The sequence below is a fragment of the Duganella sp. CT11-25 genome (assembly GCF_047302815.1).
In the GTDB taxonomy this organism is placed as follows: Bacteria; Pseudomonadota; Gammaproteobacteria; order Burkholderiales; family Burkholderiaceae_D; genus Rugamonas.
In genome coordinates, this window is sequence record NZ_JBKBFD010000001.1 from 228145 (window position 1) to 246563 (window position 18419).

At 62.2% G+C, this 18419-nt stretch carries 19 protein-coding genes; 11 read left to right on the forward strand and 8 right to left on the reverse strand.

The window, feature by feature from the left end:
• The first annotated feature begins 1 nt into the window (after window position 1).
• Both ACEN9F_RS00880 and ACEN9F_RS00885 read left to right on the forward strand, forming a co-directional pair.
• Window positions 2-685 (forward strand): hypothetical protein, encoded by a 684-nt coding sequence (locus ACEN9F_RS00880; RefSeq protein ID WP_413416885.1) that lies wholly within the window; start codon window positions 2-4, stop codon window positions 683-685.
• A gap of 72 nt (window positions 686-757) precedes the next feature.
• Complete coding sequence (locus ACEN9F_RS00885; protein WP_413416887.1) at window positions 758-1669, forward strand: intradiol ring-cleavage dioxygenase; 912 nt, start codon at window positions 758-760, stop codon at window positions 1667-1669.
• Here ACEN9F_RS00885 and ACEN9F_RS00890 read toward each other — a convergent pair whose 3' ends face one another.
• The 6 genes from ACEN9F_RS00890 to ACEN9F_RS00915 form a co-directional block, all read right to left on the reverse strand.
• A complete protein-coding gene (locus ACEN9F_RS00890) occupies window positions 1670-2224 on the reverse strand; it encodes a hypothetical protein (RefSeq protein ID WP_413416889.1) in 555 nt (184 codons plus the stop codon). It lies immediately after the preceding gene.
• A 52-nt stretch (window positions 2225-2276) separates the two neighbouring features.
• A complete protein-coding gene (locus ACEN9F_RS00895; RefSeq protein WP_413416890.1) occupies window positions 2277-3710 on the reverse strand; it encodes a DUF1501 domain-containing protein in 1434 nt (477 codons plus the stop codon).
• Window positions 3711-3727: 17 nt separating this feature from the next.
• On the reverse strand, window positions 3728-5512 hold the full coding sequence (locus ACEN9F_RS00900) for a DUF1800 domain-containing protein (RefSeq protein ID WP_413416891.1): 1785 nt from the start codon (window positions 5510-5512) through the stop codon (window positions 3728-3730).
• Between the two features lie 277 nt (window positions 5513-5789).
• Window positions 5790-8042, reverse strand: a complete 2253-nt coding sequence (locus ACEN9F_RS00905; protein WP_413416892.1) for an Orn/Lys/Arg decarboxylase N-terminal domain-containing protein — start codon at window positions 8040-8042, stop codon at window positions 5790-5792.
• Between the two features lie 198 nt (window positions 8043-8240).
• The gene (locus tag ACEN9F_RS00910; protein WP_413416893.1) at window positions 8241-8843 is read right to left on the reverse strand and encodes a DUF4337 domain-containing protein; all 603 of its coding nucleotides are present in this window, start codon (window positions 8841-8843) and stop codon (window positions 8241-8243) included.
• Between the two features lie 36 nt (window positions 8844-8879).
• Complete coding sequence (locus tag ACEN9F_RS00915; protein ID WP_413416895.1) at window positions 8880-9365, reverse strand: dihydrofolate reductase; 486 nt, start codon at window positions 9363-9365, stop codon at window positions 8880-8882.
• A 139-nt stretch (window positions 9366-9504) separates the two neighbouring features.
• Here ACEN9F_RS00915 and ACEN9F_RS00920 point away from each other — a divergent pair, with 139 nt between their 5' ends.
• On the forward strand, window positions 9505-12387 hold the full coding sequence (locus ACEN9F_RS00920) for an insulinase family protein (RefSeq protein ID WP_413416897.1): 2883 nt from the start codon (window positions 9505-9507) through the stop codon (window positions 12385-12387).
• Window positions 12388-12424: 37 nt separating this feature from the next.
• On the opposite strand, the gene ACEN9F_RS00925 is transcribed toward ACEN9F_RS00920, so the two are convergent.
• A complete protein-coding gene (locus tag ACEN9F_RS00925) occupies window positions 12425-13120 on the reverse strand; it encodes an alpha/beta fold hydrolase (protein WP_413416898.1) in 696 nt (231 codons plus the stop codon).
• A 183-nt stretch (window positions 13121-13303) separates the two neighbouring features.
• Between ACEN9F_RS00925 and ACEN9F_RS00930 the strand changes: the two genes are divergently transcribed.
• The 8 genes from ACEN9F_RS00930 to ACEN9F_RS00965 all read left to right on the forward strand — a co-directional run bounded on the left by ACEN9F_RS00930 (window position 13304) and on the right by ACEN9F_RS00965 (window position 17381).
• Window positions 13304-13690: a hypothetical protein gene (locus ACEN9F_RS00930; protein ID WP_413416900.1), complete on the forward strand. Its 387-nt coding sequence runs from the start codon at window positions 13304-13306 to the stop codon at window positions 13688-13690.
• Between the two features lie 33 nt (window positions 13691-13723).
• Window positions 13724-14260, forward strand: coding sequence for a hypothetical protein (locus ACEN9F_RS00935; RefSeq protein WP_413416902.1), 537 nt, complete (start codon window positions 13724-13726; stop codon window positions 14258-14260).
• On the forward strand, window positions 14257-14499 hold the full coding sequence (locus tag ACEN9F_RS00940; RefSeq protein WP_413416904.1) for a hypothetical protein: 243 nt from the start codon (window positions 14257-14259) through the stop codon (window positions 14497-14499). The genes ACEN9F_RS00935 and ACEN9F_RS00940 overlap by 4 nt, the downstream gene beginning before the upstream one ends.
• Before the next feature lie 192 nt (window positions 14500-14691).
• Window positions 14692-14925, forward strand: coding sequence for a suppressor of fused domain protein (locus ACEN9F_RS00945; protein ID WP_413416906.1), 234 nt, complete (start codon window positions 14692-14694; stop codon window positions 14923-14925).
• A complete protein-coding gene (locus tag ACEN9F_RS00950; protein WP_413416908.1) occupies window positions 14915-15526 on the forward strand; it encodes a suppressor of fused domain protein in 612 nt (203 codons plus the stop codon). Before ACEN9F_RS00945 ends, ACEN9F_RS00950 begins: the two co-directional genes overlap by 11 nt.
• Before the next feature lie 16 nt (window positions 15527-15542).
• The gene (locus ACEN9F_RS00955; protein ID WP_413416910.1) at window positions 15543-16106 is read left to right on the forward strand and encodes a hypothetical protein; all 564 of its coding nucleotides are present in this window, start codon (window positions 15543-15545) and stop codon (window positions 16104-16106) included.
• Between the two features lie 2 nt (window positions 16107-16108).
• Entirely contained in the window at window positions 16109-16405 is a 297-nt protein-coding gene (locus ACEN9F_RS00960; RefSeq protein WP_413416912.1) for a hypothetical protein, read from the forward strand.
• A 19-nt stretch (window positions 16406-16424) separates the two neighbouring features.
• Window positions 16425-17381: a hypothetical protein gene (locus tag ACEN9F_RS00965; protein ID WP_413416914.1), complete on the forward strand. Its 957-nt coding sequence runs from the start codon at window positions 16425-16427 to the stop codon at window positions 17379-17381.
• On the opposite strand, the gene ACEN9F_RS00970 is transcribed toward ACEN9F_RS00965, so the two are convergent.
• Window positions 17382-18353 carry a thymidylate synthase gene (locus ACEN9F_RS00970; RefSeq protein ID WP_413416916.1) on the reverse strand — a complete coding sequence of 324 codons (972 nt, stop codon included), beginning with the start codon at window positions 18351-18353 and terminating at the stop codon, window positions 17382-17384. It lies immediately after the preceding gene.
• Window positions 18354-18419 lie beyond the last annotated feature (66 nt).

The following is an 18419-nucleotide window of genomic DNA, read 5'->3' on the forward strand; positions in this document are numbered from 1 at the left end:
TATGTCCATCAGCGCCCTGAGTTCCACCAGCGCCGCCAGCCAGCTCAGTTTCCTGAGCCGCCTGAGCAGCACCAATTCGTCCGGCTCCACCGGCGGCACCGACGGTGTGCGCCCGCCGCCACCGCCGGACGGCGGCGGCTTTGCCGACGCGATCGCCGAGGCGCTCAAGTCGATCGGCATCACCGACACCAGCACCAGCGGCACCGATAGCTCGACCGCATCGACCAGCACCGACGGTACCGATACGACCGACGCGACCGACATCGCCGCCGCGCTGGGCAGCTTCCTGCAAAGCCTGATGGGCGCGCTGCATGCGCAAAACAGCGAGAGCGCCGACGCGCCGCCGCCGTACGGCGAGCAGCAGGGCGGTCCCGGCGGTCCGGGCAAGATGGACGCGGATCTGCAGAGCCTGATCGCCAAGCTGACCTCGGGTTCGAGCGACACTTCGACCACCAGTACCGACAGCAGCGACAGCAGCGATGCCGTCAGCGACCTGGAAAGCGCCTTCGCCAACCTGCTGGACAAACTGGGCGCAACCAGCAGCACCAGCACGGACGGCACCGATAGCAGCAGCGGCACCAGCAGCACCGACGCCGCCACCAAGCTGGCCGCCTTCCTGCAAGCGTTGTCGACCAAGGTCGGCGGCAACGGCACCAGCGGCAACCTGGTCAACACCACGGTTTAACGTAGCGCGCAGCATCAACAGCCGCCTCGCACGGTGCGGAGCGGCGGTTTTCTCACCCAAGTAGGAGTAGGTATGGAATCCCATAACGATAAGCACGAACACAGCCTGGCAGCCGATCTGACCGCCATGCTCAACCTGGCCAGCGATCGTCGCCAGACGCTGCGCTGGCTGCTGGCCGGCGCCTCGGCGCTGCCGGTACTCGGTTGCGGTGGCGGTTCCGGCAGCGACAGCACCAGCACCACGGCCACCACCGCGACCACGGCCACCACCACGCCGACCACGACGACGACCACCACCACAACGACCACCACCACCACGCCGACCACGACGACTGGCACCTGCTCGGTGATCCCGGAAGAAACCGGCGGCCCGTATCCGGGCGACGGCACCAACAGCAACAGCGGCGGCGTGGTCAACGTGCTGACCCAGTCGGGCGTGGTGCGCAGCGACATCCGCAGCAGCTTCAACGGCTCCACCGGCGTCGCCACCGGCGTGCCGCTGACCATCAAGCTGCAGATCGTCAACACCAACGGCAGTTGCGCCACGCTGGAAGGCTATGCGGTCTACCTGTGGCACTGCACGCTGGACGGACTGTATTCGCTGTACTCCAGTGGCGTCACCGGCGAGAACTACCTGCGCGGCGTGCAGGCGGCCGACAGCACCGGCACCGCCACCTTCCAGTCGATCTTCCCCGGCTGCTATTCGGGCCGCGTGCCGCATATCCACTTCGAGGTGTATCCGACGCTGGCCAAGAGCACTAGCGCCTCGAACCGCATCAAGACCTCGCAGTTCACCTTCCCGGTGGCCACCTGCAACGAGGTCTATGCGACCACCGGCTACAGCGCCAGCGTGCGCAACATGGCGCAGATCAGCCTGGCGACCGACAACGTCTTCAGCGACGGCTACTCGCTGCAGATGGGCACCATGACCGGCAACGCCACCGACGGCTACACCGTCACGCTGACCGTCGGCGTGGCCGCCTGATCAGCTAAGCTGCAGCTCGAAAAACTCGCCGTCGGGGCCGGATTTACCGGTCACGGCGGTGATGCTGGCGTTGCCGTTCGAGGTGGTCAGGGCGCCAACGGTGATGCCGTCGATGACCGCGGTGAAGCTGTAGATGTCGTCCAGGGCAAGGTTCACCACCACGAGCGGGTCGTTTACCAGCACCGTCTGCATGACATGGCCCTGGCTGCTGATGCGGAACAGCACGTCCGAACCGCAGGTCGAGGCGAGCTGCAGCTGTCCCAGTTCGCTGGGGTAGACCGGGATCACGTTGAAGACATAGGCCTGTTCAGGCAGCTGCTGCGTTACCTGCGCCAGCAGGCGGACGTTGTTGCCGGCCCCGAAGGCGACCGGGGCCGACGTCAGGCGATTGCCATTCAATATGATCTCGGCGGTGATCTCGTAGGAGACGGATTCCGCCGACACCACAAGTTCGGCGCCCGGCTCGATGGCGGGCAGGACGGCAAGCACCAGTCCGCCCTTGTGCATCTGGAAGGCGGCGGGATATGCCGTTTGGTTCAACAGGGTGATAGCCATGCCGTCAAACTTTCATAAAGTTTAAAACGGCAAGATTATCACGTTGCCGGCCTCAGGCCATGAAGCCCAGGTTGCGGGTGCTGAAGTTGCCGATGTTGGGGAACACGTCGGCAACCTGGGCCGGCGACAGGCCGAACCAGCTGGCCAGCGTGGCGCCGTACTGGTCGACCGAGGTGGTCGGCAGCAGCGCGCCGGAGCCGATGTCCAGCGCGTGACCCAGGCCGGTCACCGGCATGCTGCCATAGATATCCTTGCCCTTGACGGCGCCGCCCATGACGAAGTGGTGCGAGCCCCAGCCGTGGTCGGTGCCGTCGCCGTTGCTGGCGAAGGTGCGGCCGAAGTCGGAGGCGGTGAACAGCGTCACCTGCTTGCGCAGGTCGGCGCCTTGCAGGCTGGCCATCGCGCTGTCGAAATACGCCATCGCGTGCGCCAGCTTGGCCAGCAGGTCGGCCTGGTTGGCGCGCTGGAAATCATGGGTGTCGAATCCGCCCAGGCTCACATAAAACACTTGCCGCCTGACGCCCAGCGCATTGCGGCCGCCGATGATGCGGGCCACCGTTTGCAGCTGGACGGCCAGCGGATTGACGGCGGCCACGCCGGTGTTCGGGTTCACATACGGCGCCGGATCGGGCACGCCGCTGCCGGCCGGCAGCATGGCGCTGCTCAACGCGGCCTGCGAGCTGACGGCGCGCGCGACCACCGCCGCATGCTCTTTCTGGAACGGATCGGACTGCTCGCCGGTGATGATCTGGCGCAGCGGATTGGCCGATGCCGGCACGCCGAACAGCGTGTCGTTGAGGCGCGCGACAGGCGCTGCATTGGTGCCGCTGATCTGGTACTGGCGCACCTGGCGGCCGCTGAGGAACAGCGCATTGCCGGCGCTGGAGACGCAGGTGAAGGTCGCATTGCCGTTGGCCGACGCCATCAGGTCGCCCATGCGCCCGCCCCAGCCGGAGGAGACCGAGGTCTCGGCCTGCGACGACTGCCAGACGGCCTGCTGGTCGTTGTGCGAGAACAGGCGCGGCGGCAGCGCCACCGAGCGCGCCTTGTACTGCGCCAGCGTGGCCGGCTGGATCAGCGTGCCGACATTGGCGACCACGCCGAGGCGGCCGGCGTCAAACAAATCCTTCAGCGGCCGCAGCGACGGGTGCAGCGCGAAGGTGCGCCCGCCCTGCGGGCTGTTGGGCACGATCGGCAGCACGCCGCCGGTGGCGCCGACGCCGGGCAGGGCGATCGAACCCACATCGGTGGTGCGGCGGATGCGCTGGTAATCGTTCCAAGAAGTGCTGTCGGTGGCCAGCACGGTGTTGAAGTGGTCGTTGCCGCCGTTCATGAAGAGGCAGACGATGGCCTTGTAGTCGCTGGCGTCCTGCGCGGCGGCGTTGCCCATCGCGGCCAGGTTCAGCGTGAACGGCACGGCGCTGCCGCCGGCCAGTGCGAACATCTTGCCGACGAAGTCGCGGCGCGATTGATTGTGCTTGTGCATGAGCTGTCCTTGTCTTTCTAGCGTTGCGCCAGGTATTCGGGCGAGGCCATCGTCAGGTAGATCGCCAGGTAGACGCGATTCTTGCGGCCGGTATCGATCGTCATGGCGTTGTAGGCATTGGGCGACGGCACGTTGACGGCGTTCAGCGCCGAGATGATCTGGTTGCGCAGCGTGGTGGACATGCCACCGCCGAGCAGCAGCAGGCTGACGCGGTCGACCAGTTGCGCCGGCTGCGTCGTCAGCGCCAGTTCGGCGCTGTAGTCGGCCTGGACGTCGCTGGCGCCGCCGGTGCCGAACTGGATCGTCCGCTGCATGTAGTTCAGGTAGCCGGTGACCGAGGGTTCGCCGGTGATCTGCATTTCCGGCGCCACCATGCCCGCCGTCGACAGCGCGGTATTGGACGGGGTGTAGGACGGCCGGTAGAAGTTGAACACCGACGGCGAGCGCAGCACGGTTTGTCCGAGGCTGGTGATCGGGTCATCCGTGATGCCCATCAGGAAGCGGCCGGACTTGGACTTGGCGTTGAACGAACGCATCCAGTGGGCCAGGCGCAGCACCGGTTCGCGCAGCTTCTTGACGGTGTTGGCATCGGCGGCCTCGCTGTCGAGCAGCACGGCGCGGATCACGGCGCGCATGTCGCCGCGCACGCCGGCGCCGTTGTTGGCGAAGGCGGCGGCCACCCGCGCGACGTAGGCCGGGCTGGGGTTGCTGCTGACCAGGCGCTGGATCAGCTGGCGGCCGATGAAGGGGCCGACGTTGGGATGGTTGAACAGCGTGTCGAGCGCGACCTTCAGGTCGGCCTCGCCCGAGCCGGCGCCGCCGAGGCTGACACCCAGGAAATTCTTGGGCAGGCTCGAATGGTACGCCGGGTACATCTGCATCGGGGTCCAGGTGCGCGCCGCGTAAGGCGTGCCGCCGAAGAAGCGCTGCACGCTCTTGTCCGGGCCGGCCCAGCTCCAGCCGGTGAATACGCGCGCCATGCCGACCACGTCGTCATGGGTGTAAGTCTCGATGGGCTTGCCGTTCGACAGCTTGAGGCTGCCGTCGGCGTTCAGCTGGTACAGGCCGATGCTCATCAGTTGCATGATCTCGCGGGCGAAGTTCTCGTCCGGCACGCGGCTGCCGGATTCCTTCTGGTTGTGCAGATGGCTCAGGTAGATGCCCATCATCGGATGCAGCGCGACCGCTTGCAGCAGGTCGCGGTAATTGCCGAAGGCGTACTGGCCCAGCATGTCGTAATAGCTGGCCACGCCGGCCGGCGAGGAGGCCAGCTGGTCGTCGACCATCGAGATCACGAAGATCTGCGACAGCGCGAATTTCATGCGCTGGCGCAACTGGTCGTCGCCGGTCACGGCCTGGTTCCAGAACGACTCGTACACCTGGCTGGGACTGACGACGGCGCCGGCGGCCAGCGTGGCGCCGATCTGCTCGAGGTAGCTGCGGTGCAGTACTTGCGGCTTCGCGAACTGGGCATTGATCCAGTCCGATTTATTGCTGGCGACCAGGGCGTTGATGCTGACGGCGGTCGGACCGAAGGTGGCTTGCGCCAGGAAGCGCGACGCCGCCGCCGGCGTCAGCGCGGCTGGGGCGCCGCCGCTCCGCACCGGCGCCGGTGCGGGTGCCTGGTCCTGCGCCGGCGCGGCGGGGGCGGCCGCCCCCGTTGCCGTCGTAATGCTGGCCAACTGCGTGCCGCCGCTGACGACGGCGGACTCCGGCGAGGCGCCGCCACCGCCGCCGCATGCTGCCAACAACATGGCCAGCATCAGTCCGGATGCCGGCTTGAGATAATCGCGCTTCATCATCTTGCCCTTGAGAATGTTTCCTATGGGCTAGATTGTAGAAGAGTCGTCAGCGTACGTTTGAAATTTGTTTCTTTGTTAAATGAAATTATTAATTCTTAAGAATTTATTTGGCTGAAGTTGGCGGGATTTGGCGGGTATTTGGCCGAACTTTAGCAATTGAAAACTAAGATGATTTTATGTAAATGTCACATCCGAGCAACGAAACATTTACATTTGCGCAGCCGGGCAAAAGAAAAAGGGCAGCCGAAGCTGCCCTTGGATGTGTGGCGACCGTCGCTTATTGCTTGACGCAATCGACGAAGTAGCCGCGCTTGCCGTCCACTTCGCGCTTGACCAGGCCGTGCACGTCGGTCTCGAAGCCGGGGAAGCGCTCGTTGAAGTCGCGTGCGAAGCGCAGGTAGTCGACGATGGTCTTGTTGAAGCGCTCGCCCGGGATCAGCAGCGGAATGCCCGGCGGGTAAGGCGTCAGCAGGATCGAGGTGATGCGGCCTTCCAGCTCGTCGATGGCGACGCGCTCGATCTCGCGGTGCGCCATCTTGGCGAACGCGTCCGACGGCTTCATGGCCGGGATCATGTCCGACAGGTACATCTCGGTGGTCAGGCGCGCGACGTCGTAGGCCTTGTAGAAGTCGTGGATCTGCTGGCACAGGTCGCGCAGGCCCATTTTCTCGTAGGTCGGGTTGGCGGCCGCGAATTCCGGCAGGATGCGCCACATCGGCTGGTTCTTGTCGTAGTCGTCCTTGAACTGCTGCAAAGCGGTCAGCAGCGTGTTCCAGCGGCCCTTGGTGATGCCGATGGTGAACATGATGAAGAACGAGTACAGGCCGCACTTCTCGATGATCACGCCGTGCTCGGCCAGGTACTTGGTGACGATGGACGCGGGAATGCCGGTCTCGGCGAACTGGCCGTCCAGCGACAGGCCCGGGTTGACGATGGTGGCCTTGATCGGGTCCAGCATGTTGAAGTTCGGCGCCAGGTTGCCGAAGCCGTGCCAGTCGTCCTCGGCGCGGATGATCCAGTCTTCGCGCGAGCCGATGCCTTCGTCGGAGAACTTGTCCGGTCCCCACACCTGGAACCACCAGTCCTTGCCCCATTCCTGGTCGATCTTCTTCATCGCGCGGCGGAAGTCCAGCGCTTCGAGGATCGATTCTTCCACCAGCGAGGTGCCGCCCGGCGCTTCCATCATGGCAGCGGCGACGTCGCACGAGGCGATGATCGAGTATTGCGGCGAGGTCGAGGTGTGCATCAGGTAAGCCTCGTTGAAGGCGTCGCGGTCCAGCTTGACCGTTTCCGATTCGCGCACCAGCACCTGCGAGGCCTGCGACAGGCCGGCCAGCAGCTTGTGGGTCGACTGGGTCGAGAAGATCATCGACTCCTTGGCGCGCGGACGGTCCTTGCCGATCGCGTGCATGTCCTTGTAGAAGTCGTGGAAGGTGGCGTGCGGCAGCCAGGCTTCGTCGAAGTGCAGGGTGTCGATCTGGCCGTCCAGCATTTCGCGCAGGGTTTCCACGTTGTAGACCACGCCGTCGTAGGTCGACTGGGTGATGGTCAGGATGCGCGGCTTCTTGTTCACGGCTTCGCGGGCGAACGGGTTCGCCTCGATCTTGCGCATGATGCTTTCCATCGTGAACTCTTCCAGCGGAATCGGACCGATGATGCCCAGGTGGTTGCGGGTCGGCATCAGGAACACGGGAATCGCGCCGCACATGATGATCGAGTGCAGGATCGATTTGTGGCAGTTGCGGTCGACCACCACGATGTCGCCCGGGGCGACGGTCGAGTGCCAGACCATCTTGTTCGAGGTCGAGGTGCCGTTGGTGACGAAGTAGCAGTGGTCGGCGTTGAAGATGCGCGCGGCATTGCGTTCCGACGCGGCGACCGGGCCGGTGTGGTCCAGCAGCTGGCCCAGTTCTTCCACGGCGTTGCAGACGTCGGCGCGCAGCATGTTCTCGCCGAAGAACTGGTGGAACATCTGGCCGATCGGCGACTTCAGGAAGGCCACGCCGCCCGAGTGGCCGGGGCAGTGCCACGAGTACGAGCCGTCGTTGGCGTAGTGCACCAGCGCGCGGAAGAACGGCGGCGACAGGCCGTCCAGGTAGGACTTGGCTTCGCGGATGATGTGGCGCGCGACGAATTCCGGCGTGTCCTCGAACATGTGGATGAAGCCGTGCAGTTCGCGCAGGATATCGTTGGGGATATGGCGCGAGGTGCGGGTTTCGCCGTACAGGTAGATCGGGATGTCGGCGTTCTTGTAGCGGATCTCTTCGACGAAGGCGCGCAGCGATTTCAGCGCGGTGTCGGTTTCCTCGGCCGAACCGCCGCCGAATTCCTCATCGTCGATCGACAGCACGAAGGCCGACGCGCGCGATTGCTGCTGGGCGAACTGGGACAGGTCGCCGTAGCTGGTCACGCCCACCACTTCCATGCCTTCTTTTTCCATTGCATCGGCCAGGGCGCGAATGCCCAGGCCGGACGTGTTCTCGGAACGGAAATCCTCGTCGATGATGACGATGGGGAAACGAAATTTCATGCATGTCTCCAAAAAAGCAAGCCGCCCCTGACAAATGTGTAGGGGCGGACAGGGCGCGACCGGTATGGCCGCAAAAAAATAAGAACGGGATTCTCGCAGAAATGGAGCCGCTGCGGGAAAAAAATTATCGTAACAGAATGCACGACCGGCATGACGTCCGTATTACACGTCATGCCATTTGTGCAATGTTGCCTGACCTTAGTGGCCGCCCGTCAGCAGCGCGCCGATCGGGTCCACGTGCAGCCAGGCAAACACGCCCAGCGCGATGCCGACCGCCGCCACGCCGTAGGCCAGGCCCATCATCCATTTCTTGCGGGTCAGCAGGGTGATCGCGGCCAGCGAGATGGCGATCTGCTCGGCGGTCGTGGCCAGCGCCCACTGGTGGTGCTGGTGCATGGATTCGTCCGACTTGTGGTTCCACTCCTTAGAGGATTCCTCCCACTTTTCGGCGTCCTTCTTGATATCTTCCTTTTCCGACTTGTAGCGGGCCACCTCGGTTTCGTAGCGCTTCGGGTCGACGCCGGGCAGCGTCATCGCCAGCTCGGCCAGGTTCTGCTTGCTGGACTTGGCCTGGTAGTAATTCCAGCTGTTGGCGGCCTGGGTCTTGTCGATGGCCGCGTTATTCTTGAACAGGGCCGCATCGTTCTGCGTGGCGCCGCCCAGGTAGCCGAACGCGGCGCCTACCGTGGCGAGGATGGCCGTCATGACGGCGATGTTGTTGGAAAAGCCATCGTTGCCGTGTGCTGCGTGTTCGACCGCGTGATCGTGCGGTCCGTGTACGTGAAAACCATCGCCTGACATGTGCTGAGTATTCCTTGGTGAAGTGAGAGGTAGGTCTTAGGCCTTGCGGCGCAGTGTAACAAAAGCGTAGTCCAGACCGGCGGTTTCCGAGAAGTGCTGCTCGCGCGCGGTTTCCTGCCATGCGCCGGCGTCGATCGCCGGGAAGAAGGCATCGCAGTCGTAGGTGTGGGCGATCTCGGTGATAATCAACTGGTCGGCCAGCGGCAGCGATTGCTTGTAGATCTCGGCGCCGCCGATGATGAAGCCGGGCGTCCCGTCCAGCAGCGCGACGGCCGCCTCGACCGAACCGACCGTCTCGACGCCGTCGTGGCGCCATCCGGCGTTGCGGGTGATGACGATGTTGCGGCGGTTCGGCAGCGGGCGGCCGATCGAATCAAAGGTTTTCCGGCCCATGATGATCGGGTTGCCGGTGGTCAAGCGCTTGAAATGCGCCAAGTCTTCCGGCAGCTTCCACGGCAGGGTATTGTTGATGCCGATGCCGCGCTGGGCGTCCGTGGCGACGATAATGGTGAGCTGGCTCATGCGGTTTTTGCCTGTATTGGGATCCCGGAACGTCCGGAGCGCGCAATTATAATTCTCTTTTCTATCATTCCCACTTGAAACGCGCGATTACCGTATCATTTGATTAGTATCCTTATTTCAGCACCTTTACCGAGTGTTTATGACGACTTTTAAGAAAACCGGCAGCCGCGCCATCCCATCGCTGCAAGCCACTGTGGAAGAATATATCGAGCCAGGCACCGGCGCCCGCCACATCCACCTGGCCAGCGACCAGGCCGAGATGGTGTTCCTGGTGGCGTTCCCGACGGTGCCCGATGTCAGCGACGGCCGTGCCCACATCCTGGAGCACCTGGCGTTGTGCGGCTCCCAGCGCTACCCGGTGCGCGATCCGTTCTTCTCGATGATGCGCCGCTCCACCGCGACCTTCATGAACGCCTTCACCTACGCCGACCGCACCGTCTACCCGTTCGCCAGCACCGACAAGAAGGATTTCCTGAACCTGCTGGACGTCTACCTCGACGCGACTTTCTTCCCGAACCTGGATTACCTGAACTTCCTGCAGGAAGGTTGGCGCCATGAGCTCAAGGACGGCAAGCTGACCTACCAGGGCGTGGTCTTCAACGAAATGAAGGGGGCCTTCAACGATCCGATCCGCGCGCTGTACAGCGGCGTCGAGAGCACGCTGTTGCAAGGGACGACCTACGAGGTGGAGTCCGGCGGCGATCCGCTGGTGATTCCCGAACTGACGCACGAGATGCTCAAGGAATTCCACGCCAGCCATTACCATCCGTCGCAAGCGGTGTTCATGACGGCCGGCGACATCAGCGCCGCCGAAGTGCAGGAGCAGATCGCCAAGCGCGTGTTGTCCAAGCTGTCCGGCACCGCACCACGCATGCTGCCGGAGCTGGCCGAAGGCTGGACCGCGCCGAAAGTCAACGAAGTGCGCATCCCGTCGCAAAAAGCCAAGGCCGACGAATACGGCCTGCAGCTGACTTGGCTGATGGGCGAATCGGCCGATATGGAAGCCTATTACAACGCCTATCTGCTGTCGGCCGGCCTGCTGGGCGATTCGTCCTCGCCGCTGATGAAGGCGATGGAATCGGCCGGCTACGGCCGTCCGTCGCGCCTCAATGGCCACGACAACAGCCCGCGCCAGCTGATTTTCCACGTCGGCATGGAAGGCTTGACCGAACCGCAGATCGAACAGGCGCGCGTGCGCATCTGGGCCGCGCTGGAAAAAGCGGCGGAAGAGGGCGTGCCGGTCGAGGCGCTGCAGGCCGCATTGCGCGACATCCGCTACACCCAGCGCGACACCGCCAGCGGCCGCATGCCGAACGCCCTGTCGCGTTTGCTGCACGCGTTGCCGGTCGCCATGCGCGACGGCAATGTCTTCGATTCGCTGGACAGCGACGACGACCTGGCCAAGCTGGAAATCGCGATCCAGGATCCGGAATACTTCAAGGGCCTGGTGCGTTTCCTGCTGGAGTCGCCGACCCGCCTGACCACCAGCGTGGTGCCGGACGCCGAATACTTCACCTCGCGCGATGCGGTGGAAGAGGCGCAACTGGCCGCGCGCACCGCCGCCCTGAGCGACAGCGAGCGCGCCCGCATCGAAGCCGACACCGCGGCGCTGGACAAGCACCAGAAGCTGCCGTCGAACTCCGAAGTGCTGCCGCGCATCCGCCCGGACGAACTGTCGCCGCAAACGCGCGCCAGCCTGCCGTTGCCGCCGCAGGAGGAAAAGACCTCGGCCAAGGTGCTGCCGTTCGCGATCGCTTCCAACGGCCTGTCGTATGTGCGGGCGTCATATGACGTTTCCGGTTTCGATGCCGCCGACTGGCCGTGGCTGCATCTGTACACCGACCTGGCGTCGGAGCTGGGCGTGGGCGACATGGACTATGAACAGGCCGACGCCTGGCGTCAGCGCATGGCGCCATCGTTCAATATCGGCCTGGACGCATCGCAGCAGACCGACGGCGCGCTGCGCCTGGAACTGTGGTTCGGCGCCAGCGGCCTGCGCGAGGAACACGCCGGCATCGCCGAGCTGATGTCGCGTTCACTCGCCGAAACCCGCTTCGACGAACACGAACGCCTGGCCTTCCTCATCGACAGCAATGTGCAGGACCGCCTGAACGGTCTGGCGCAGTCGGGCAACCGCTACGCCATGCTGTCGGCCACCGCGCCGCTGTCGCAGCTGCGCCGCTTTGAGGATATCGTCGGCGGTGCGGCATCGCTGCCGTTTGAAGGCAGCATCCTCAAGCAAAGCAAGACGGCGGAAGGCATCGCCGCCATCGCCGCGAAGCTGAGCGAACTGCATGGCCGCATCATCGCCATCACGCCGACCGTGCTGTCGGCCGGCGCCGGCGACGACGGCAAGGCGCTGGGCAGCTTGCTGTCCTTGCCGGCATCGCAGCCGGTGGCGCGGGTCGTGGCTGCAGTGCAGACCGAGGTGCCGCTGGAAAGCGCCGCGCTGCACGCGGTCAGCCAGATCAATCATTGCGTGGCCGCGTGGCGCGCACCGATGCTGCATGAAGAGGGGGCGGCTGCGCTGGCGGTGGCTGGCGAGTTGATGACGAATCAGCTGCTGCATACGGCGTTGCGTGAAAAGGGCGGCGCCTATGGCGGCAGCGCGGGCTACACCGGCAGCACCGGCACTTTCGTGATGTCGTCGTATCGCGATCCGCGCCTGGCCGGCACCTACGCCGACTTCGACCTGGCCATCGACCAGATGCTGGAAACCGAGTTTTCGCAGGAAGAGCTGGAAGAGGCCATCCTTGGCGTCATCAAGGGCATGGACAAGCCGAACGCGCCGTACGACCAGGTGCTGCATGCGTGGAGCCTGCACCAGCGCGGCGTCGACGATACCGTGCGCCAGCGCTTCCGCACCGATGCGCTGAACTGCACGCTGGAGCATATCCGCGCAGTCGTGCGCCAGTGGCTGAAGAACGGCAAGCCTAGCCGCGCCGCCTTCGCCGGCAACCTGACGCAGGACCTCTCCGGCCTGAAAGGCGTCGACCTGCTGGAGCTGGCCAACGCTGCTTGATCGTTATCGTCATTCCCGCCTGCGCGGGAACGATGGGCTAGCTGTAGAAGTCGAGCATATCGGCGGCCAGCAACTGCGGCACTTCCAGCGGGATCATGTGGCCGGTGTCGCCGTACATGCGCAGGCGCGCATTCGGGAAGCGCGGGTGCATCTCGGGCAGGATGCCGGGGTTGACCAGCTTGTCCTCGTTGGCGCCGACCAGCAGCACCGGGCAGGTGATTTCGTGCAGGCGGTCCATCACGTCGGGACGATTCATCGACGCGCGGAACTGCGTCAGCAGCACATCCTTGCCGAGGTCCAGCGCCATTTGCTGGATCAGATCGATGATCGTCTGGTCGTCGTGGTGAACCGGATGCAGCACCTCACGCAGGCGTACGCTGGACAGGCCGGCGTACGCGGTGCGCTCAAGCATCGGAATCGTGCGCAGGCGCAGTTCCTTTTCCTTCTCGCTCAGGCCCTTGGCAGAACCGGCGATCAGCACCAGCGACTTGACGCGCTCGGGATGGGCCAGCGCGAATTCCAGCGCCATATACACACCCAATGAAAACGCCACCAGATTGGTCGGCTCGGCGCTGTGATCGGACAAGACTTGCTGCATCTGCGGCCGGTCCTGTGCTTCGTACAGCGGCACATAGTTGAATTCAAAATCGCCGCCCAGCAGCGGCGTCAGGCGGGACCACATCCGTTCATCGCACAGGGTGCCGGGGACGAGGTCGAGTCGAGTAGTTTGCATGCAGTATGGTTCTCCTTGCCTGCTATCTTACCATTTGCCAAGTTCCTAATATTTCTAGCACGCCCCGGCGCCCAACAATCTCTCCGAATCCCTCCAAGGGTTAAATATAAATATATTTCCACATGGAATTATTTCCATGTTTTCCTCGCTACACTAGCGATTACGCTAGCGTCGGGGGCCGGTATGTTTGATATCAACGTCTTGGTGGGACTATTCGGACGACCGGACACGGATGCCTCGGTCGTCGAAGTGCTGGCGTTGCAGAATGACGCGCCGGTGCTGGCGGCCTGTCGGGCATGGGGCACTTTATTTCACCGGCATTTTTTTCTACGCCGAAGGCAAGGACGGTTACAGCGCTATAAAGGCGCGCTGCCTGAGGGGTTGCTGATGACGGATGCGCGAGACGACATCTTGGGCAAAGCCGGCAGCCCGTCGTTTCAGCGGCTGCGAGACGATCAGACTGCGCTTGGCGAGCGCTGGGACCGAGTCGCGTATTCCTTCAGCGTGACGTACAGGAGAGGCGACTTGATGCCGACGGTGGTATCGCTTTTCAGGAAATATGAGATATGACATCGAAAAAAGATGCAGGAAGGCGGCTCGTAAATGCTTCCCTTGGAATCTGAACGAGCGCTATTGGCCTCGCTGGGCGCGCGGCCGGCCAAGGAGATTGATGGGCACTTGCTGGCCGCCGCGCTTTTAGGCGTGGTCGAGCTTTACTTCGAGACTCGTAAAGGTATTTCCATGCGCGGCGTTGCCGGAGGCCCGGACTGGTTGGGATTTGAATCCGCCACGTGGCAGTTGAGCGAGAAGATTCGATTTTTTTTGACGGAGCGTCGCGATCTGGGAAAGACAGGCGCCCTGATGGATGCGATAGAGACGATTATTGCGGATCGACGATACCAGAAGGGGCGGCAGAATTTTGTTCTCATCATGGGGGCGTATGGCAGCGATCGATATGTCGAGACGTTGAAGGAACTCATCGACGATCCTGATGTGGTTGGGCACGTCGTGAACGCACTAATCAAGCTGAAAGTGGCTGGATGTGATGAGGCAATGACCCATATCGCTCAAGATTCGGCGTACGCATGGATACGGACGGCGGCAAAGACTTATCTCAAACGCCTTGGTGGGACATCGTGAGCCATTTGGTCAAAGCCGTCGTCGATATGGCGATTTTCCTGGAGTTTGGCGACGAGTCGCTCGTCGATCCCGACGCCGCCATGCAGGCGATGGAGCAGATGGCGGCTGAACTGCAATGCATGGATGCATGGAACAGATTGGATTTTCGTTTGCAGCTGGCGACGCTGGCGGATCGCTATCCGCCGGAAAAAGCCGATTTTGTGGCCGGTCTGGCGGAAGCGTTTGGTATTGCGGACTGAGACGATGAAAAATGTGATGAGCTATTTCTTATTCCAGGCCTTTCCGCCGATGGACCGCCTGTCTCGATGGAAGTGTGGATGCACGCGGATATCGTGGCCGGCATGCAGGGCATTGAGCATGAGTAGCGAGAAATGAGTACGCGCGGGCATTACGAGCGTGTAGGGCATACGGTGAACTTCGGAAAACCATGGATGGATCGCTCGCCGTGCGAATACGGCATCATCTCGCTCCCGTATCTGGATGGCCCCGAGCTTGAAGGCGCCGGGGCCAAGTTTCTATGGCTGATCCCGATTACGCATGCGGAAGTTGAGTACAAGAAGAAATTCGGCGTGGAGAAGCTGGAAGACCTGTTCGAATCCAGCGATTTTAATTTCATCGATCCTTGTAGGGCGAGCCTTTGCGAGGAGACGCACGATGGTTCCTGAAATGCATCAAGAGCAGAGTCTTTCTTACGACGTGTTGCGATCCGTATTGCTAAGTACGTATATTCGCGCGTGGGGAATGCCGCAGAGGCGGACCGTCTCGCAGCGGCAGGAGCACAGGGTCGAGGTGTACTTTTTTCCGGCCGCAGCCGGGGCGGTGGTGAGCCGCTATGTGACGGTGGGCGTCTCCGATCGCGTGATCCCCGATGACAAGCCGGTGGATTGGGAGCTGTTGATGGTGGTACCCGCCGATGGCTCCGCCGGGACGCACGAGGAAATCACCGCCTATCTGCTGGACATCGTGGCATTTTCTTTTCGCGAGGATGTGGATTTCCAGATTGGCGAAGCATTTCCGCCATCGGCATTGGCGCCGCCGGCCTGGGCGGCGCGCGCATTCCTGGTTGATGAGCCTAGAGCGGAGCAGGAATTTCTAGCGTCAATTCGGGTCGGCGTGCATGAGGTCAAGTTGCTGTGGATGGTGCCCATTCATGCGGACGAGTTCGAGCTGATCAAACATTCCGGGCTGGAAGCCTACGACGAGATCGAAGAGGCGTCCGAGTGGAGCCCGGCGGACCCTCTGCGGGACTCATATTTGCGCGCCTAAGAGCAGAGAGGAATCAATGAACGCGCCTGAGCTGGATGCTGACCAAGCAGCTATTCTTATGTTTGTCGCTAAATTGGCCAAGCTGAATTCGGAGGTCGGCATTCAAGACTTCAGCTTTGAAGGGAGCGAAGAATATTTCTACACTGCCGCCTACTCGCGCATGCCGTCCGGCGGCGCACCGGTGCACATGGTTGTGGGACTGCCCAAAGAGACGCACCACGTTTTTGTCGCTATTTCAGACGGAGAGCCGAAGCTTCTCGCCGGGATGGTGGCGAGCTTTCAACACTACGATCATATGCGCGCTCGGCTGCACTGCGGGCACACGGTTCCCCTGATTGATAATGAACAGGCACCGGACGCAGGCTGGAGCGCGGCACTATTTTGTCCGCTGGACTTCCTCATCGAAGGGTTTCCCGATGAGGCAGAAATCAAGGGGAAGGGCTATTGCTTCAGCTTGGCCGTTCTGATCGATGCGCGTGAGCGGCAGTTCAAGATCGATCACGGGTTTGATGCATTGATGGGGTTGTTTGAGGCCGAAGACAGGGACATTGTCAGCTTCTATCAGGGAAAGGCACGGTAGGAATGGAAACAGTCTTCTTGGAGATTATCGTCAACGCGACAGATGCCTCGCTGGCCGGAATAGCGGGCCGGGACGAAATAGAGGAGCCATTAGAGGATATGTTTGCCGTCACCGGCTTGGGAGAGGTTACCGGCGGCGGTGGCGGAGCCGGTGTCTACATTATCGATGTGGAGGTCAACGAAGATCGGTTTGATGAAGCGCTTCAGGCAATCAGGAAAACCTTGATTGCGCTACAGGCGCCGGGCAGTACGAAAATCAAAAAAGGAAAGCCTGACAGGACCGAATTTTCCATCTATTGATCCATTGACGGAGATTTTTTTGACTAGTGCACTGCATATCCGGGACGATCAGCTTGAGCTGCCATCCAGTACGAAGGCCGTCGATGAGATTGTTTTCATGGGCGGGGACAAGGCCCATTTTGACGAGCCGGCGTTTCTTGCCACGCTGGCGCATCTCGATTCGCGGAAATCGATTCGGCATATCAAAGTAGACGTTCATTCGAATCTGACATCGTGCCGGTTTCTGGCGCATTTTCCCGGCGTCGAAACCCTGACTTTGGCGGGGCAATCGATCGTGTCGACGGCAGGTCTGCACGCGGCGAAGTCGCTGCGCAAGTTGTTCATGCTCAGCGGCACGAAGAACAAGATGCGCCTTGATGAACTGGACCAGTCCCGGATAAGCGTATTGGAGATCCGGGCCGCCAGCCTTGATGACATTGACATGATCGCCAGGGCCGCGACGCTGGATAAATTGCAATTCAGCGGCGGTGCGCTGACAGACCTCGCAATGTTAGGCCGCAGCAAAGCAAAAGCGCTAACGCTGGTGCATGGCAAGTTGGATGGCTTGGTTGATGTGCGTAAGCTTGCCCAGGTCGAGGAACTCTGGCTGGAAAGCTGCACGAAGCTGGCCGGCTTCGCGGATGTCGATCAGCGTATCAGGCAACTCACCATCAGCGCCTGCAACAAGCTGGACTTTCGTTCAGTCGCGAAGCTGCAAGCGTTGGAACTGGTGACGATCATGTCTTGCCGGCAGGAGATTCGGCTAGAGGACTTCAACGGCCTCGGCCGGTTGCGGTATCTGGCGCTAACGAATTGCAAGGTCGATACCGCGGATTCACCACTCCTGAATCCAAGCGGTTTGAAAAAAATCTGGATAAGTCCGGCGAAGGACGATTTCGTTCGCCGGCTGAGCGAACGCAATCCGGGTATCTTGGTCTGCAACGGCAACGCAACTTACCTGGGGGGGGCGCACCCTGCCAGTTGCCGATTTTTATAACTAGACCGCCATCGGCGCCGTGATCGGCGCGTGGTGCTGGTAGCCTTCCAGCGAGAAGTCGGATGGCTCGACCAGTTCCAGCCATTCCGGCTGATACTTGCCGGTTTCGGCGAAGGATGGCACACGGTCGGAGATCACCAGCTTCGGCGCCGGGAACGGTTCGCGCTTGAGCTGCTCCTGCACCATGTCCATGTGGTTTTCGTAGATATGCGCGTCGCCGATGAAGTAGGTGAACCAGCGCGGCGTGTAGCCGGTCAGGCGGCCGACCAGATGCATCAGCGCAGCGCCTTCGGCCAGGTTGAACGGCGTGCCGAGACCGAGGTCGTTCGAGCGCACGTAGAGACACATCGACAGCTCGCGGGTCGCCGGGTTCGGGATGAACTGGTACAGCAAATGGCAGGCGGGCAGGGCGACCGCGTCCAGCACGGCAGGATTCCAGCCGTGGAACAGGATGCGGCGGCTGCCTGGATTGTTCATGATGGTGTCCAGGCACTCGCGCAGCTGGTCGATCGATTTATGCAGCAGGACTTTCGGTACGCCGGCGTCGTCGAACTGCGAAATCAGGCGGAAGCCGTTCTTTTGCGCGTCGGCGATCTGCTGCGGCTGATCGAGTTCGATCAGCTTGAAGCCGGGCCACTGGCGCCATTGCACGCCGTAGACCGGACCGAGGTCGTCCTCGCCCAGGCGGTACGGGTTCTCCAGCCACTGCTTGTTTTCGTTGGCGTTCTGGTCCCAGACCTTGCAACCCAGCGCGCGGAAATCGGCGGCGCTGCGGGAGGCGCGCATGAAGGCGCACAGTTCACCGACCACCGATTTGAATGCCAGCTTCTTGGTCGTCACCGCAGGAAAACCCTTGGTCAGGTCGAAACGCATCATCGCGCCCGGCACGCTCAGCGTGCGGATGCCGGTGCGGTTGTCTTGCCAGCTGCCGGTGTCGATGACGGTCTGGATCAGTTCCTGGTATTGCTGCATTCAATTCTCCAACATGAGGCGCGGGCGACGTGGCCCGGAAAGACAGCTATTTTAACAGGCGCCCGG

Coding starts and splice junctions, on each gene's coding strand:
- ACEN9F_RS00895 (WP_413416890.1), bottom strand. CDS start 3,710: ATGCACAAGCACAATCAATCGCGCCGCGACTTCGTCGGCAAGATGTTC.
- ACEN9F_RS00885 (WP_413416887.1), top strand. CDS start 758: ATGGAATCCCATAACGATAAGCACGAACACAGCCTGGCAGCCGATCTG.
- ACEN9F_RS00955 (WP_413416910.1), top strand. CDS start 15,543: ATGAACGCGCCTGAGCTGGATGCTGACCAAGCAGCTATTCTTATGTTT.
- ACEN9F_RS00935 (WP_413416902.1), top strand. CDS start 13,724: ATGCTTCCCTTGGAATCTGAACGAGCGCTATTGGCCTCGCTGGGCGCG.
- ACEN9F_RS00915 (WP_413416895.1), bottom strand. CDS start 9,365: ATGAGCCAGCTCACCATTATCGTCGCCACGGACGCCCAGCGCGGCATC.
- ACEN9F_RS00910 (WP_413416893.1), bottom strand. CDS start 8,843: ATGTCAGGCGATGGTTTTCACGTACACGGACCGCACGATCACGCGGTC.
- ACEN9F_RS00880 (WP_413416885.1), top strand. CDS start 2: ATGTCCATCAGCGCCCTGAGTTCCACCAGCGCCGCCAGCCAGCTCAGT.
- ACEN9F_RS00905 (WP_413416892.1), bottom strand. CDS start 8,042: ATGAAATTTCGTTTCCCCATCGTCATCATCGACGAGGATTTCCGTTCC.
- ACEN9F_RS00890 (WP_413416889.1), bottom strand. CDS start 2,224: ATGGCTATCACCCTGTTGAACCAAACGGCATATCCCGCCGCCTTCCAG.
- ACEN9F_RS00960 (WP_413416912.1), top strand. CDS start 16,109: ATGGAAACAGTCTTCTTGGAGATTATCGTCAACGCGACAGATGCCTCG.
- ACEN9F_RS00900 (WP_413416891.1), bottom strand. CDS start 5,512: ATGATGAAGCGCGATTATCTCAAGCCGGCATCCGGACTGATGCTGGCC.
- ACEN9F_RS00950 (WP_413416908.1), top strand. CDS start 14,915: ATGGTTCCTGAAATGCATCAAGAGCAGAGTCTTTCTTACGACGTGTTG.
- ACEN9F_RS00945 (WP_413416906.1), top strand. CDS start 14,692: ATGGATCGCTCGCCGTGCGAATACGGCATCATCTCGCTCCCGTATCTG.
- ACEN9F_RS00920 (WP_413416897.1), top strand. CDS start 9,505: ATGACGACTTTTAAGAAAACCGGCAGCCGCGCCATCCCATCGCTGCAA.
- ACEN9F_RS00930 (WP_413416900.1), top strand. CDS start 13,304: ATGTTTGATATCAACGTCTTGGTGGGACTATTCGGACGACCGGACACG.
- ACEN9F_RS00970 (WP_413416916.1), bottom strand. CDS start 18,353: ATGCAGCAATACCAGGAACTGATCCAGACCGTCATCGACACCGGCAGC.
- ACEN9F_RS00925 (WP_413416898.1), bottom strand. CDS start 13,120: ATGCAAACTACTCGACTCGACCTCGTCCCCGGCACCCTGTGCGATGAA.